This window comes from Saccharibacillus sp. CPCC 101409 (assembly GCF_030518235.1).
Lineage (GTDB): Bacteria > Bacillota > Bacilli > Paenibacillales > Paenibacillaceae > Saccharibacillus.
Window position 1 is genome coordinate 86,460 of record NZ_JAULSA010000006.1, and the last position, 13,583, is coordinate 100,042.

Consider the following 13,583-nt stretch of genomic DNA (forward strand, 5'->3'; position numbering starts at 1 on the left):
AATATATCATTTTAGAAAAAGGGGAGTTTACTCATGAAAAAATGGCTCTATACCGTTCTGACGCTGTCGCTGGTTCTGCTTCTGGCAGCCTGCGGCAATAACAGCGGCGGCACGACGACTACAGGCACAGGCACCGATGCGGCAGGCAGCGAAGAACCGACGACCACTGCGGAAACCGTTACACTGAAAGTCGGCGCTTCTCCGGTACCGCACGCCGAGATTCTGGAACACATCAAGCCCGAGCTGGAAAAAGAAGGCGTCAACCTGGATATCATCCAGTTCTCCGACTATATCCTGCCGAACACGCAGCTGGCGGAGAAAACGATCGACGCGAACTTCTTCCAAACGCAGTCGTACCTCGACGTGCAAAACGAGAAAAACGGAACCGATCTGGTCAGCGTAGCCGCGGTCCACATCGAACCGTTTGCCGCTTACTCCAAAAAGATCAAATCGATCGACGAGCTGAAAGACGGCGCGACGGTTGCGATCCCGAACGACCCGACCAATACGGCGCGCGCGCTGCTGCTGCTGCAAAAACAAGGATTGATCACGATGAAAGAAGGCTCCGATATCACATCCAGCGAGAAAGATATTGCGGAGAACCCGAAAAACCTGAAATTCCTGCCGCTTGAAGCGGCCGCTATTCCCCGTCAGCTGGACGAAGTGGATCTGGGCATGATCAACGCCAACTATGCGCTCGAAGCCGGCCTGTCGCCGGGTAAAGACGCGCTGTTCAAAGAAGACAGCGACGTTCCTTACGCCAACCTGCTGGTGACCCGCCAGGATAACAAAGATTCCGATGCGGTCAAAAAGCTGATCGCCGCTTTGAACTCCGACGATACAAAGAAGTTCATCGAAGAGAAATACCAGGGCGAGATTATTCCGGCATTCTGATCGAACGCCGCGAATCCCGCTTGAACATTCGGCTTGGCCGCTTTTCCGGCTGCCGCGAAGACCCGCTTTCCTTTGGAGGAGAGCGGGTCTTTTTTCTATGGACGGACAGGGAATCCGGACTTGGTCCGATTGAAAAAAGACGATAAAAAAGCGCCGAATCGTAAGATTCGACGCTTTCGTTATCGGGATGCCGGCTGTGCGCCGGAACATTCCCGAAAGAGTGCAGCCACTCTTAGAATACTTGGATAACTTCGTTGATGCCTTCGACTTCTTCGAACAGGGCGCGCTCGATACCGGCTTTCAGCGTGATCGTGGAGCTCGGGCAGCTGCCGCAAGCGCCGACCAGTTTCAGCTTAACGATACCGTCTTCCACGTCCACCAGTTCAACGTCGCCGCCGTCGCGCTGGAGAAACGGGCGCAGCTTGTCCAAAATATCGGATACCTCATCGTACATGTCGAGTTGTGTATTTTCACTCATTATAGTCAGCTCCTCTCGAATGTTTGAAGCGTACAGTCATAACGGCTTAACCACTTCGGAGAATCATTTTGCAAACGGATGAAAACGAAAACGCGTTTTGCAAAAGTCTCTCTTGTATTATAATATAAATGGAACAAAAATTAAAGAAAGATTACGCGTTCTTCGCGCTGCGAATGAGAATGCTTTAGGATAGGTGAGAATATGATCAGACCGATTATCGAGTTCTGCGCCAGCAACATGCATCACGGCACGCACGAACTGTTCGACAAGCTGGAAGCCGACCCGGAATACGACGTAATCGAATACGGCTGCCTGGGCAACTGCGGCCGGTGCGACTTCGGCCCGTACGCGATGGTCAACGGCGAAGTCGTCGAAGCCGACACGCCGGAAGCGCTGGAGAAAGCGATCGGCGAGAAGATCAACGAAGAAGATCCGTGGGCTTCGCTGGATCTGGATTAAACGATTTGATATTTTTTCTTTGCCTTTCCACAAGTTAAAGGCTGTTAGCCATTAAACAAAAAAGAAGCCGTACTCGGGCTGGAGTACGGCTTTTTGGGTTGGTAACGAAGGCAACAAGCGATCGGAATCAAGTTCTCCGTAGCCTCGCAGCCCGGACAACAATTGGATTTTACCGGCTGCAAGAAGCCGGATCTCCCTAACCCAGATTATGCTTCGACATCCACAGGACGCCGCTCTTGAGCATACGGGGTACCCGGCCGGTGATGGACGTATCGCCGATCACGTTGAGGCCGAAGCCGGCTTTTTGGCCGAGGGAACCGAGCATGCCTTTGAGCTTCATCGGCTTGAGCCTCGGTTTCTCGTTCTTCCAGAACGCCAGCAGCACATGCGCGATCTGTTCGCCCTGCGCTTCGGCGGCCTGCGCGCTCGGGGCGAACTCCAGGCTTGCGCAGTCGCCGCAGACGAAAATGTCCGGGTAAGCCGGAACCTGCGAGTATTCGTTGATTGCGATCCGGCCCGAACGGTCTTTGGTCACGTTCAGGTTCTGGACCACTTCGACCGGCTGGATGCCGGCCGTCCAAACGACGGCGTCGCTGTTCATCAGCTCGTCGCCGTTATAGAGCGCGTCGGGATCGACCCGGCTGATCGAAACTTTGTGGCAGACCTCGACGTCGTGCTTTTTGAACCATTCCTGCACGTAGCGCGAAATGCGCGGCTGGTACGAAGACAGCAGGCGTTCGCCCCGGTCGAGCAGGGTGATCCGCAGATCGTGCCGGCTTTCCCGCAGTTCGGCCGCCAGCTCGATCCCGCTCAGGCCGCCGCCGACGATATGCACGTGCGCGGTCGGCTTGAGGCTGCTGAGTTTGTCGTTGGTGCGGCGGGACGCGTTCAGGCTCTGGATGCTGTACGTGAACTCGTCCGCGCCCGGAACGCCGTGATAGTTGTCGGTGCAGCCGAGCGCGATCACGAGCTGGTCGTAAGGAACCGGGTCGTCGTTTTGCAACATGACCTGCTTGCTCTCCGGATCGATACGTTCCACCGTGCCGAAATGCGTTTTGAACTGCGGATGGCTCGGAAACGCGATGCGCAGCTTATGGTCGGATACCGTCCCGGCCGCGAGCGCGTAATATTCCGTTTTGAGACCCATAAAAGGAAGCCGGTCGATCAAGGTCACATTCACATCCGAAGGAAGCTGGTCCAGAATTTCGTCCAAAATGGTCAGGCCGCCGTAGCCCCCGCCGAGTATAACGAGATTTTTCATGTGCAGATCTCCTTGTGAGTGGAATGGTCAAGCGGCCGGCTTGCGGCGACGCGTTGTTTACTCGTAAACTTCGACTTCGTTGTAGAACGTGTCGCGCTCGACCGGAGTACGGCCCGCGCCCTTGATCAGCCAGAGCAGTTCTTTGCGCGTCAGGCCTTCCGGCGTATTGGCGCCCGCCGCGTGGCTGATGCGCTCCTTCACGATCGTGCCGTGGGCGTCCGACGCCCCGAACGTGAGCGCCATCTGGGTCAGCTGCGTGCCGATATTGATGAAGTACGCTTTGATATGGTCGATGTTGTCGAGCATCAGGCGGCTGATCGCGATCGTTTTGAGATCCTCGTAAGCCGAGTTGCGGCGCATAATGCTGGCGTTCCGGCTCTTCGGCTGCATGGACAGCGGGATGAATACCATGAATCCGTTCGTTTCGTCCTGGAGTTCGCGGATCTGGATCATATGGTTGATGCGGTCTTCGTAGCTTTCGATCGAGCCGTACAGCATGGTCGTGTGCGTGCGCATGCCGAGCTTATGGGCGGTGCGGTGCACTTCCAGGTACCGGTCCACATTCGCTTTGTCGACGCGCATCTTCTTGCGGTATTCGTCGGACAGGATCTCCGCGCCGCCGCCGGTCAGCGATTTGAGGCCCGCTCCCCGCAGCTCTTTCAATACGCCTTCGATCGACAGACCGCTGATGCGGGTGAAGAAATCGATTTCCGCCGCCGTGTACGCTTTGATCGTCACTTCCGGGAAGCGTTCGTTCAGCGCGGCCAGCGAATCGACGTAATACTGGAACGGCACGTGGTTGTTATGTCCGCCGACGATATGGAACTCGCGCACGCCCGGCGTGATATTCTCCTCGACATAGCGTACCATTTCATCGCCCGAAAGCGTATACGAACCTTCTTCGCCCTGGTCTTTGCGGAAGTTGCAGAACGCGCAGTGCGCTTCGCAGACGTTGGTGAAGTACAGGCTCATATTTTCGATAAAATAGACTTTCTTCCCGTTCTTGCGCAGATTGGCTTCGTTGGCCAGCTGGCCGATTGTCAGGATATCCTCGCTCTGATATAAATAAACGCCGTCTTCCAAGCTCAAACGCTGTCCGTTGTGGACCTTCTCGGCAATTTCCGCCATGCGTTTATCCATTGTAGGATTGATGATTGTAGACATAAATGAAGAACCTCCTTGTTAATCCCGGGGCGGCGCGGAAACGCGTCGTAGCGGCCGGTTCCGGACAGATCCGGAAAAATGGACAAACGACAAAAACAAAGCCGCTCTCTGCGGCAGCTATCATGCAGAACGGAATGCCCGTCCTAAAAATGTGAAAAAAGTTACATCGCCTTGCTGAGCACAATCCCTCCACGTTTCCATGTCGAAAATGCGAATATTTAAAGTTTTATTCAACTCCCATTATAAACCTACTGGAGAACCGGGGCAATACGGGGGAAACCCGCAAATTTGCGGACGCTCTCCGGGAAGGGGGAAAGGGCGTTCGGGCGGCCGCGGAAAAAGGCTTCGGAGCGCGCGCGGCGGGCTTTCCGCCGGCCGAAAAGCTTGAGTCCCGGCGGGATGAAGCGTATAATGCAAAAGAGAAGCGTAAAGGAGGAAAAACCATGATCGAAATCACAGAAGCGGCAGCTTCGCGCATCAAAGACATGCTGGAGCAGCAGGAGACGCCGGGCATGTTTCTTCGTTTGGGCGTAGCCAGCGGCGGATGCAGCGGTTTTTCGTACGCGATGGGCTTTGACAACGAGGAGTCCGACGCGGACGACGTATATATGAATGTACAGGATTTGAAAGTGGTCGTATCCAAAGAAGACCTGAAATACCTCAACGGCCTGCAGGTCGATTTCGAAGAATCCGGCATGAGCGGAGGCTTCACGATCTTCAATCCGAACGCGGTGGCAACCTGCGGCTGCGGATCGTCGTTCCGGACCCGTCAGGAAGACGAAGTTCTGGCACAGCCCTGCGACTAAAAAGCGAACCGTCGTTTATAGAGCTTTCGGCTTGGATGCCATTCCGGGCTGGAAGCTTTTTTTGATACGAATATATGCCGGGGCGGATCGCCGGTCCGGACATCGTTGTGAATTGTGGCGCAAGCCTCAACAGATTGCAGGCAGGAGGAGAGCATCATGAAAACCGTTACCGTGGAAAGTGTCGTCAATACGTTCAAACTGGAAATCCTGGCCGGCGGAAACCGTTTGGACCGCGAAATCACCCGCTCCAAAGCGCACCGGCCGGGACTGGAGTTCGTCGGATACTTCGAATATTTTCCGATGAACCGGGTGCAGGTGCTGGGGCGCAAAGAGATCACGTACCTGCTTCAACTCAGCGTCGAAGAGCGCAGGCTCCATATCGGCAATATCGTCAAATACCATCCGCCGTGCTTCGTCGTCACGACGGGGCAGCAGGAGATTCCTTTTCTCGAAATGTTCTGCGACCAGGAAGGCATCCCGCTGCTGCGGACGCCGGATAAAACGACCGAATTCATCACCAAGCTCGACGGCTATCTGCTGAAGGCGCTGGCGCCGGAAATGTCGATCCACGGCGTATGCGTCAACGTCTCGGGCATCGGCGTGCTGCTGCGCGGGCGCTCCGGCATCGGCAAGAGCGAGACCGCCCATACGCTGATCGGCCGCGGACACCGCTTCGTGGCGGACGATATCGTCGTGCTGAAAAAGCTGGGACCCTCGACGCTGCTCGGTACGCACAATACGACGACGCGCGAGTTTCTGGCGCTGCGCAGCATCGGGCTGATCAACGTGGTACGCCAGTACGGCCGCACGGCGTTCCAGGACGAGACGCGCATCGTGCTCGATATCGAGCTGACGCCATGGGAAGACAAAGCGCTCAACAACGAGCTGGAGGTCGAGCCGCAGTTCACCGAGTACCTTGGGGTGAAGATCCCGCATATCGAGCTTCAGCTCCAGCCGGGGCGGGATACGTCGGGCCTGATCGAAGCGGCGGCGAACAACTGGTACCTCAAGCAGCTCGGATACAGCGCGGTGGAGGAGTTTATGGGGCGGCTTGAAGAGGAGCTCCGATGAGGGCTCGCTAATCCCGCTTTGTCGGCTCCGGGTCGTTTTCTTCCCCCTCATTTGAATAAAACATTTAGTGGAAGGGGAAGAAAGCCGAAAGTCGCTCCAAATCGGGATTAGCTCGCCGGAGTGGAAGAAGCGAAGCTTCTTTCAAGATTAGGGGCGGGGAGCCCCGGCTTCCATGCCTGAAGCCGAAGAAGGGCAGGGCGGGGGCGAGGCAGGCGGGCCTTGTCGGGCCCTGTGCCTTGCGGCGGGGCAAAGGCGGGAAGCGAGGCAGGCGGGCCTTGTTGGGCCCTATGCCTCGAGGTAGGGCAAAAAACGCTGCCTTCGCTATGCGAATCGGGCAGCGTTTTTGTTTAAAGAATTTATATATCTGTTTTGTTGAATAGCAAGTATTTTTTTTCGAGCAGCTGAAAGTCACAAGACAAGCGAACAAAAAAGCTTTCTTTTCTTTCGACGACTCTTTTGTATAAACGTTCTGCTTGTTCATTGATATTTTTTTCGTTGGAAAGAATGAATTCATACTGTTTTTGTAAAAGAGTGGAATATTTTTTCTCTTCATTTGAAAAGATTATTTCTTCTAATTCAGTCGGCAGCACAGGGATCATATTATTTATATGTATAAGTCCTAATTTGTCGTTTTCGTTTGTCCGACTATGAAGTTTAAAAATAGTATCGTTCTTTTTATATTTATCCTGGGACTTTTTGTGAGAAGACAGAGGTGCAAAATAATTATGTAGTCCAATACGAACGACAATGCCCGCATATGCTCGGGTTCCGTCGTAATTGTCCTGCATTTTGCTATCGAAAGTTTTTAAGTAATTTACGTATTCATTTTTTAATCTGTAAAATCTCATACTAAGTCCTCCTGTCAATTAAAAAAGACGGCATTTAAGCCGTCTTTTTAATCGCACTTGTTGGTAGCGAAACACCTATTTTTTCGTTCGCCTTTGATGGGAGCGAGACCCCAATTTTTTCGTTCGCCCTTTATGGTGGCGAGACACCAATAATTGTATATCAATTATACGATATTTCTTAAGCCGATTCAAGAGTAGTTCTGGATACCGTTTTGGAATTTTTGCTTCTTTTACGGATACGATCTTAGCCTTTCTAGCCCAGCAGAGCGCGGTCGTCGGCCATTTTATGGCCGCTGATGCGTTCGAACTCGTTCATCAGGCGTTCGACGGTGAGCGTTTCTTTGTCGGCTTCGCCGATATCGAGGATGATGCGGCCTTTGTCCATCATGACGAGGCGGTTGCCCAGCCGGATCGCCTGTTCCATATTGTGCGTGACCATCAGGGTGGTCAGGTTCATATCGCGCACGATCTCGGCGGTGAGGCTGGTAATCAGCTCGGCGCGGGCCGGGTCGAGGGCGGCGGTGTGTTCGTCGAGCAGCAGGATCTGCGGACGGGTGAACGTCGCCATCAGCAGGCTCAGCGCCTGGCGTTCGCCGCCGGAGAGCAGGCCGACTTTGGCGGTCAGGCGGTCTTCGAGACCGATGCCGAGGCGGCTCAGCTCTTCGCGGAACAGTTTGCGGCGGGCGGAGGTAACGCCCAGCGAGAAGCCGCGGCGCTTGCCGCGAAGATAAGCCATCGCCAGGTTCTCTTCGATGGTCATATGCGGAGCGGTGCCGGCCATCGGGTCCTGGAACACGCGGCCGATCCAGCGGCTGCGGCGGTGCTCCGGCAGAGGCGTGATCACGCGGCCGTCGATGCGGATATCGCCGGTATCCGGCTTCATCACGCCGGAGATCATATTCATCAGCGTCGATTTTCCGGCGCCGTTGCTGCCGATTACGGTCACGAAGTCTCCGGGATTCAGGTTCAGGTTGATGCCGATCAGCGCGACTTTTTCGTCGATCGTGCCGGAATTGAACAGTTTGGAAGCATTGGAGATATTCAGCATCAGCGTTCGCCTCCCGCGGTTTCGATCGATTTGAGCAGTTCGGCGGAACGCCGTTTGGCCGCGCTTCTCTGCTTGAGCGCGCCGCGAACGGTCGGGAACACAAGCGCGATAATCACGATAACGGCCGTAATCAGCTTCAAGTCGGAGGTCTGGAAGCCTTCGATTTGAAGCGCCAGCGTAATGACGATGCGGTACACGATCGAGCCGAGCACGACGGCCAGCGTGGCGCGGAACACGGTCTTGGCGCCGAACAGCGCTTCGCCGATAATGACCGAGGCCAGGCCGATGACGATCATGCCGATCCCGGACGTGGCGTCGGCGAACGACGACTGCTGCGCGATCAGCGCGCCGGACAGGGCGACAAGACCGTTCGACAGGCTGACGCCGAGAATGGTGGTGTTGTCGGTATTTGCGCCGAAGCTGCGGATCATCCGTTTGTTGTCGCCGGTGGCGCGCAGCGAGAGGCCGAGATCCGTTTTGAGGAAAGCGTCGAGCAGCAGTTTGAACACGATGACGACGACGATCATAAACGGGATGGGCGGGAACGCGCTGAGTACGGTGTCTTCGCCCATGATCGATACGTTCGGCACTTTGAGGATGCGCAGATTGATCGAATACAGCGCGATCATCATCAGAATTCCCGACAGCAGCCCGTTGATCTTGCCTTTGGTGTGCAGCAGACCCGTGCAGGCTCCGGCCGCCATGCCCGCGAGAATCGCCGTCAGCGAAGCCAGCCACGGCGAGATGCCGTGCGAGATCATGACCGCTGCGGTGGCGGCGCCGGTCGTAAAGCTGCCGTCCACAGTCAAATCCGGGAAGTCCAGAATGCGGAAAGTGATATAAACGCCGAGCGCCATCAGGGCGTAGAGCAGTCCCAGATAAACGGCGCCGGGCAGCGAGCCGATAAAGTCTCCGAACATAAAATGACGCCTCCTGTACAAAAATGGGTGAGCGGCCGCGAGGTAAGCGAAACGGGATAAGCGTATGCTCATCCCGTCATGTTGTCGAGAAAGTCACGCAGACGGGGGAAGCGAGCCGACTCCGAGAGAAATTCGTTCCAGTCGCGTGTTGAAATTGAGAAATGGAATTGAATTCTAGCGGAATTTTCTCAATTTCAAAGGCGACCGCTATCGCTCTTCCACTGAATTTCTCTCTCCGCCGTCTCGCTTCCAGTCACGTTAGACTGTCTCGACGCATTGACAGGATGAAGCGAATGCTCATCCCGTTCTTGTCGATCCCGGCGGAGCGCTTATTGAATAATATCGTTCTCCTGGTCCTGCACTTTGCTCTTCATCCCGTCGGTGACCTCGATGCCCTGCGCTTCGGCGGCTTTGAGGTTGAGGATCAGGTCCAGCTTTTCCTGCATGGCGACCGGAAGATCGGCCGGCTTCTTGCCGTCTTTGAGGATCTCGACGGCCATCTCGCCCACTTGATAGCCGTGGTCGTAATACTTGAAGCCGACGGTCGCGAACGCGCCTTTCTCGACCGTATCGCGGTCGCTGGAGAAGAACGGCAGCTTATTGTCGTTCGCGATCTTGATGATCGTATCGACGGCGCTGACCACGGTGTTGTCGAGCGTGATGTAGAGCGCGTCGGCTTTGCCGACCAGCGACTGCGCGGCCTGCTGCACTTCGGACGTGTTGGTTACGGCCGCTTTGACAAGCTTGATGCCGTGCGCGCTCAGTTCCTGCTCGGCCCGGTCGGCCATGACGACCGCGTTCGGTTCGCCTTCGTTCAGCACGAGTCCGACGGTCTTGATATCGGGCAGCTGTTCGGCGATAAAGTCGGCCAACTGCTTGATCGCTTCCGGATTGGTGTCCGAAGCCCCGGTGATGTTGCCGCCCGGCTGCTCCATGCTGGACACGATCTTGGCGCCGACCGGATCGGTCACGGCCGCGAACAGCACCGGCGTGTCTTTGACCTGCGCGGCGACCGCCTGGGCGGACGGCGTGGCGATGGCGAGCACGAGATCGTTTTTGGCTCCGGCTATTTTCTGGGCGATCGACAGATTGTTGGTCGAATCCCCCTGAGCGTTGTTGTAATCGAGCGTCAAATTCTCGCCTTCGACGATGCCCGCGTCTTTGAGCGCGGCGACGAAGCCTTCGCGCGTCGCGTCCAGCGACGGATGCTCCACGATTTGCGTAATCGCGATTTTGTACGTTTTGGAAGACGAAGCGTCGGCGGAATCGCCGCTTTTTGCGTCTCCGGCGGAATCGGTCTGGCTACAACCCGCGAGGGCGGTAAGCGACAGAATCAAAGCAAGCGGAAGCCATTTCTTTTTCGACATGGTGGAGGACCCCTCTCTAATCTTCTCTGTGCCACTATTCGGTTCTTTTCCGAAACGATGCTTGTGCCGCTTTGAAGCGAATGCCGCAGAATCGACATCCGTTCAATTAGTAAACGCGAAACCGCATTGTTGCTTTTATGTATGAAAGGATTAAAGCGAACAAAGGCGAAAATTCGCCGGCTTCGACGTTTGTTCCTATCTTACGTTGCGCGTTGTGCGGCAGTCAATCGAAAATACCATCTTTGCCCCGCAAAATTACAAACGGCCCGCCGCCTGCGAAACCGGAGTCCGATTTCGCAGGCGGCGAGCCGCTTTGACGCTTGTGCGGTTCAGAAGCGGCGAAAGCCGCCCGACACTCCCGCTCCGTAACGGTCCACCATGCTGACAAGCAGCAGAACGGCCGTCACCCAGTGCCCGAACATTCCCGCAACCGGCACGGAGACGAGCAGACAGGTGGCAATCCCCGCCGCCGACCCGTAAAACGACTGACGGTGCTGCAGCGACAGCAGGAGCGTAACGGCGTGCACGGCAAGCATAACCCCGGAAATGCCCCACCCGCTGCCCATGACGACCATGCCGCCGAGCAGCGGAAGTCCCAGGATCAACTCGAACAATCCGCTAATCCCCTTAAACGTACGCGCGAGCACCATATGATACTCCCCCATATTCCTTATGTGTTTTAAAAGTAAAGTCACGGTATAATACCCAATCGGACGGGGGGTGAATCAGGTTAAACGGGATTGCCGAACAGGGGGACCAACACCCACCGCATGGCTTCGGAGTAAAGATCGCCGTAGATCCACCATTCCGCCAGCGCGATCAGTGCAAGATGGGCCGGATAAAAAGAGCGCCACAGCCAGCGGGGGAGACGGACCTCGGTCCGGGCATCGGGCGCGTTGAGCCGGACAGCCGCGATCGCAAGCGTGGTGAAGATGCTGTAGAACTGCGTAAAACTTTCAAACTCGTAGACGTACAGAACGTTCAGCAAAAAGTGGCCCGCCAGCATCGCTCCCGCGTTCGGCAGATAACGGTAAATTAGCACCAGCAGCACGCCGTACGTCGCATAGTCGAAATGAAGCGCCTCCATCGGCCAGTAAGTAAGCGCAACGAGCGCAATCCCGACCGTCCACTGCAAAGCGGCCCGTCCACGAAAGCGATCGATCGCCATGATAATCAGCAGCGCGACCAGCAGGGTGCCGATGACATTGACGTGCAGCGTCCTGAATGCAAACGTAAACGGGAGCTGCGACACCAGCGCAAGAACGAGCAGACGCAGCGCATAACGTTTCCGGCTTCGGGTGCGGTTATAGCCGGCGACCAGCAGATAGCAGTAGATCGGAAAAGCGATTCGTCCCACGATGCGCATCCAGTGCTCGTCTTGAAAAAACACATAGCCGAGATGGTCGATCAGCATCGTAAGCATGGCGATAAGCTGCATCGTTGAGGCTCCTTTCGACCGCTACAGAAATTTATCCTGCACGCTCCACCAGGTGAGCGTCAGGCAGACGATCAGAAATACGGCGAAAGCGATCACGGGCCCGAAGCGTTTTTCTTTCCAGAATTTAATGCCGAGCATAACCATGAATACGGCGATCATCAGCAGAATCACGACTTCGACGATCGAGATCACCAGATACAAATCTTTTGCGAATGTCTCCACGCGGGTTCCTCCTTTGCGCAAAATCGAACATCAAACCGTTTCGGACAATATCGGGCGACCGGAAGCGGCTGTATTTATAAATGAAAAAAATCACGTTCGTTCCCATCATACCACGCCGCCCGCCTCGTCATGCAAGCAAAGCGCCTGTGAATAAAGTTATCCCCATATCCACAGCGCGACATAAAGCTTTTAAGCCTATTGTACCCAGTCTGCCCACAAGTTGCCCACAACAAACGGGGGATAAAACCGGAGTTATAAACAGAAAAAAAGCCCGTAATGCCGGGCGCCGCGGCGCTGGAAGGCAAAACGGGCTGGAATTTGTCGATTTTGTGGATAATTAACGTTTCATGCTGCTGCTGTGTCCCGGCGACAGCTTCGCGTCCGGATCGAAGTACACTTTGGCGTTGTTGACGGCCGTCGGCGCTTCGCCGAAACCGACCGCGATCAGCTTCAGTTTGCCCGGATAAGTCGTCACGTCGCCCGCGGCGAAAATACCCGGGATATTGGTTTCCATCCGCGTATCGACCACGATCGAATTGCTCTGGATCTCGATGCCCCATTCGGAGATGGGACCGAGCGAGGAAACGAACCCGAAATTGACGATCACGTCGTCCACTTCGATCTCCTGCATTTCCCGGCTTTTCACGTGCGACAAAACGACGCGTTCGATCTGCTCTTCGCCGATCAATTCCGTAATCTCCGTCGGCGTTACCACGTTGACTTTCGAAGCCATCAGGTTCTCGACGCTGTGCTCGTGCGCGCGGAACTTGTCGCGGCGGTGCACCAGCGTGACCTGCTCCGCGATCGGCTCCAGCATCAGCGCCCAGTCGACCGCCGAATCGCCGCCGCCGCTGATCAGCACTTTGCGGCCCGCAAACTTGCTCAGGTCGCTGATAAAGTAGTGCAGATTCTTGCCTTCGAAGCGTTCCGAGCCTTCCAGCCCGAGGCGGCGGGGTTCGAACGCGCCCACGCCCGCCGTGATAATCACGGACTTGGCGTAGTGCACGCCTTTGTCGGTCGTGACCTTGAAGCGCTGCTCTTCTTCCTTGTCCACGGCCACCACTTTTTCTTCCAGACAAATTTCCTGCTCGAAATGATTCATCTGCTCGACAAGCTGGTTAACCAATTCCTGTGCGGTCACTTTTGGAAAACCGGCTACGTCGTAAATATATTTTTCGGGATAAAGCGCGGCCAACTGCCCGCCAAGCTGAGGCATGCTCTCGATCAGCTTTACGGATGCCTGGCGCATTCCCCCGTAAAAAGCGGCGAACAATCCGGCGGGTCCGCCGCCGATGATCAAAATGTCGGCAAGATTGTCACCGTTTTGGATCTCTGTCACTTAATAAGCACCTCCGAAGGTAAGCTCGAAATTGTGTCACACCCCTCAATTATAAACTCGTTTTTCACCGGATTGCAAAGCAGTTCGGCGTTTAATTCGCATAAGAAGCGCTCCGGCTCCGTTCGTCCCCCGATTTTGAGGGCCGGCAGACGGCGCGCTTTTCGGGCTCCATGACAACTGTGAATACTTTTTGTCCGTTATGCGGCGAAATTTCAAATTTTGTTTTGAAATGTGCCGCTTAAAAGCGTACAATAGATGTGATAAAAGT

General features: G+C 55.4%; 15 protein-coding genes. 4 read left to right on the forward strand and 11 right to left on the reverse strand.

Annotated elements, in window-relative coordinates; all coding sequences use genetic code 11:
- The first annotated feature begins 33 nt into the window (after window positions 1–33).
- Entirely contained in the window at window positions 34–894 is an 861-nt protein-coding gene (locus tag QWJ34_RS14735) for a MetQ/NlpA family ABC transporter substrate-binding protein (RefSeq protein ID WP_302728918.1), read from the forward strand.
- A gap of 232 nt (window positions 895–1,126) precedes the next feature.
- Here the strand turns inward: QWJ34_RS14735 and QWJ34_RS14740 are convergent, their stop codons facing one another.
- The gene (locus QWJ34_RS14740; RefSeq protein WP_302728920.1) at window positions 1,127–1,372 is read right to left on the reverse strand and encodes a NifU family protein; all 246 of its coding nucleotides are present in this window, start codon (window positions 1,370–1,372) and stop codon (window positions 1,127–1,129) included.
- A gap of 201 nt (window positions 1,373–1,573) precedes the next feature.
- Here QWJ34_RS14740 and QWJ34_RS14745 point away from each other — a divergent pair, with 201 nt between their 5' ends.
- Window positions 1,574–1,831 carry a YuzB family protein gene (locus tag QWJ34_RS14745; protein WP_302728922.1) on the forward strand — a complete coding sequence of 86 codons (258 nt, stop codon included), beginning with the start codon at window positions 1,574–1,576 and terminating at the stop codon, window positions 1,829–1,831.
- Window positions 1,832–2,027: 196 nt separating this feature from the next.
- On the opposite strand, the gene QWJ34_RS14750 is transcribed toward QWJ34_RS14745, so the two are convergent.
- Complete coding sequence (locus QWJ34_RS14750) at window positions 2,028–3,092, reverse strand: NAD(P)/FAD-dependent oxidoreductase (protein ID WP_302728924.1); 1,065 nt, start codon at window positions 3,090–3,092, stop codon at window positions 2,028–2,030.
- Window positions 3,093–3,149: 57 nt separating this feature from the next.
- Window positions 3,150–4,256: an aminofutalosine synthase MqnE gene (gene mqnE, locus QWJ34_RS14755; RefSeq protein ID WP_302728926.1), complete on the reverse strand. Its 1,107-nt coding sequence runs from the start codon at window positions 4,254–4,256 to the stop codon at window positions 3,150–3,152.
- A 443-nt stretch (window positions 4,257–4,699) separates the two neighbouring features.
- Between mqnE and QWJ34_RS14760 the strand changes: the two genes are divergently transcribed.
- Window positions 4,700–5,062, forward strand: a complete 363-nt coding sequence (locus QWJ34_RS14760; RefSeq protein ID WP_302728928.1) for a HesB/IscA family protein — start codon at window positions 4,700–4,702, stop codon at window positions 5,060–5,062.
- Window positions 5,063–5,218: 156 nt separating this feature from the next.
- A complete protein-coding gene (hprK, locus tag QWJ34_RS14765; RefSeq protein ID WP_302728929.1) occupies window positions 5,219–6,133 on the forward strand; it encodes an HPr(Ser) kinase/phosphatase in 915 nt (304 codons plus the stop codon).
- A gap of 356 nt (window positions 6,134–6,489) precedes the next feature.
- Here the strand turns inward: hprK and QWJ34_RS14770 are convergent, their stop codons facing one another.
- The 8 genes from QWJ34_RS14770 to QWJ34_RS14805 form a co-directional block, all read right to left on the reverse strand.
- The gene (locus QWJ34_RS14770) at window positions 6,490–6,981 is read right to left on the reverse strand and encodes a type III toxin-antitoxin system ToxN/AbiQ family toxin (protein ID WP_302728931.1); all 492 of its coding nucleotides are present in this window, start codon (window positions 6,979–6,981) and stop codon (window positions 6,490–6,492) included.
- Window positions 6,982–7,234: 253 nt separating this feature from the next.
- Complete coding sequence (locus QWJ34_RS14775; protein ID WP_302728932.1) at window positions 7,235–8,029, reverse strand: ABC transporter ATP-binding protein; 795 nt, start codon at window positions 8,027–8,029, stop codon at window positions 7,235–7,237.
- Entirely contained in the window at window positions 8,029–8,949 is a 921-nt protein-coding gene (locus QWJ34_RS14780; RefSeq protein ID WP_302728934.1) for an ABC transporter permease, read from the reverse strand. Before QWJ34_RS14780 ends, QWJ34_RS14775 begins: the two co-directional genes overlap by 1 nt.
- 329 nt (window positions 8,950–9,278) lie before the next feature.
- Window positions 9,279–10,316: an ABC transporter substrate-binding protein gene (locus QWJ34_RS14785; RefSeq protein WP_302728936.1), complete on the reverse strand. Its 1,038-nt coding sequence runs from the start codon at window positions 10,314–10,316 to the stop codon at window positions 9,279–9,281.
- Between the two features lie 329 nt (window positions 10,317–10,645).
- The gene (locus QWJ34_RS14790) at window positions 10,646–10,930 is read right to left on the reverse strand and encodes a hypothetical protein (protein WP_302728938.1); all 285 of its coding nucleotides are present in this window, start codon (window positions 10,928–10,930) and stop codon (window positions 10,646–10,648) included.
- A gap of 116 nt (window positions 10,931–11,046) precedes the next feature.
- Window positions 11,047–11,754 carry a TraX family protein gene (locus tag QWJ34_RS14795; protein ID WP_302728940.1) on the reverse strand — a complete coding sequence of 236 codons (708 nt, stop codon included), beginning with the start codon at window positions 11,752–11,754 and terminating at the stop codon, window positions 11,047–11,049.
- 21 nt (window positions 11,755–11,775) lie between these two features.
- The gene (locus tag QWJ34_RS14800) at window positions 11,776–11,976 is read right to left on the reverse strand and encodes a hypothetical protein (RefSeq protein WP_302728942.1); all 201 of its coding nucleotides are present in this window, start codon (window positions 11,974–11,976) and stop codon (window positions 11,776–11,778) included.
- A 337-nt stretch (window positions 11,977–12,313) separates the two neighbouring features.
- Entirely contained in the window at window positions 12,314–13,315 is a 1,002-nt protein-coding gene (locus QWJ34_RS14805; RefSeq protein WP_302728944.1) for an NAD(P)/FAD-dependent oxidoreductase, read from the reverse strand.
- Window positions 13,316–13,583: the final 268 nt, after the last annotated feature.

Coding starts and splice junctions, on each gene's coding strand:
- QWJ34_RS14735 (WP_302728918.1), top strand. CDS start 34: ATGAAAAAATGGCTCTATACCGTTCTGACGCTGTCGCTGGTTCTGCTT.
- QWJ34_RS14740 (WP_302728920.1), bottom strand. CDS start 1,372: ATGAGTGAAAATACACAACTCGACATGTACGATGAGGTATCCGATATT.
- QWJ34_RS14745 (WP_302728922.1), top strand. CDS start 1,574: ATGATCAGACCGATTATCGAGTTCTGCGCCAGCAACATGCATCACGGC.
- QWJ34_RS14750 (WP_302728924.1), bottom strand. CDS start 3,092: ATGAAAAATCTCGTTATACTCGGCGGGGGCTACGGCGGCCTGACCATT.
- mqnE (WP_302728926.1), bottom strand. CDS start 4,256: ATGTCTACAATCATCAATCCTACAATGGATAAACGCATGGCGGAAATT.
- QWJ34_RS14760 (WP_302728928.1), top strand. CDS start 4,700: ATGATCGAAATCACAGAAGCGGCAGCTTCGCGCATCAAAGACATGCTG.
- hprK (WP_302728929.1), top strand. CDS start 5,219: ATGAAAACCGTTACCGTGGAAAGTGTCGTCAATACGTTCAAACTGGAA.
- QWJ34_RS14770 (WP_302728931.1), bottom strand. CDS start 6,981: ATGAGATTTTACAGATTAAAAAATGAATACGTAAATTACTTAAAAACT.
- QWJ34_RS14775 (WP_302728932.1), bottom strand. CDS start 8,029: ATGCTGAATATCTCCAATGCTTCCAAACTGTTCAATTCCGGCACGATC.
- QWJ34_RS14780 (WP_302728934.1), bottom strand. CDS start 8,949: ATGTTCGGAGACTTTATCGGCTCGCTGCCCGGCGCCGTTTATCTGGGA.
- QWJ34_RS14785 (WP_302728936.1), bottom strand. CDS start 10,316: ATGTCGAAAAAGAAATGGCTTCCGCTTGCTTTGATTCTGTCGCTTACC.
- QWJ34_RS14795 (WP_302728940.1), bottom strand. CDS start 11,754: ATGCAGCTTATCGCCATGCTTACGATGCTGATCGACCATCTCGGCTAT.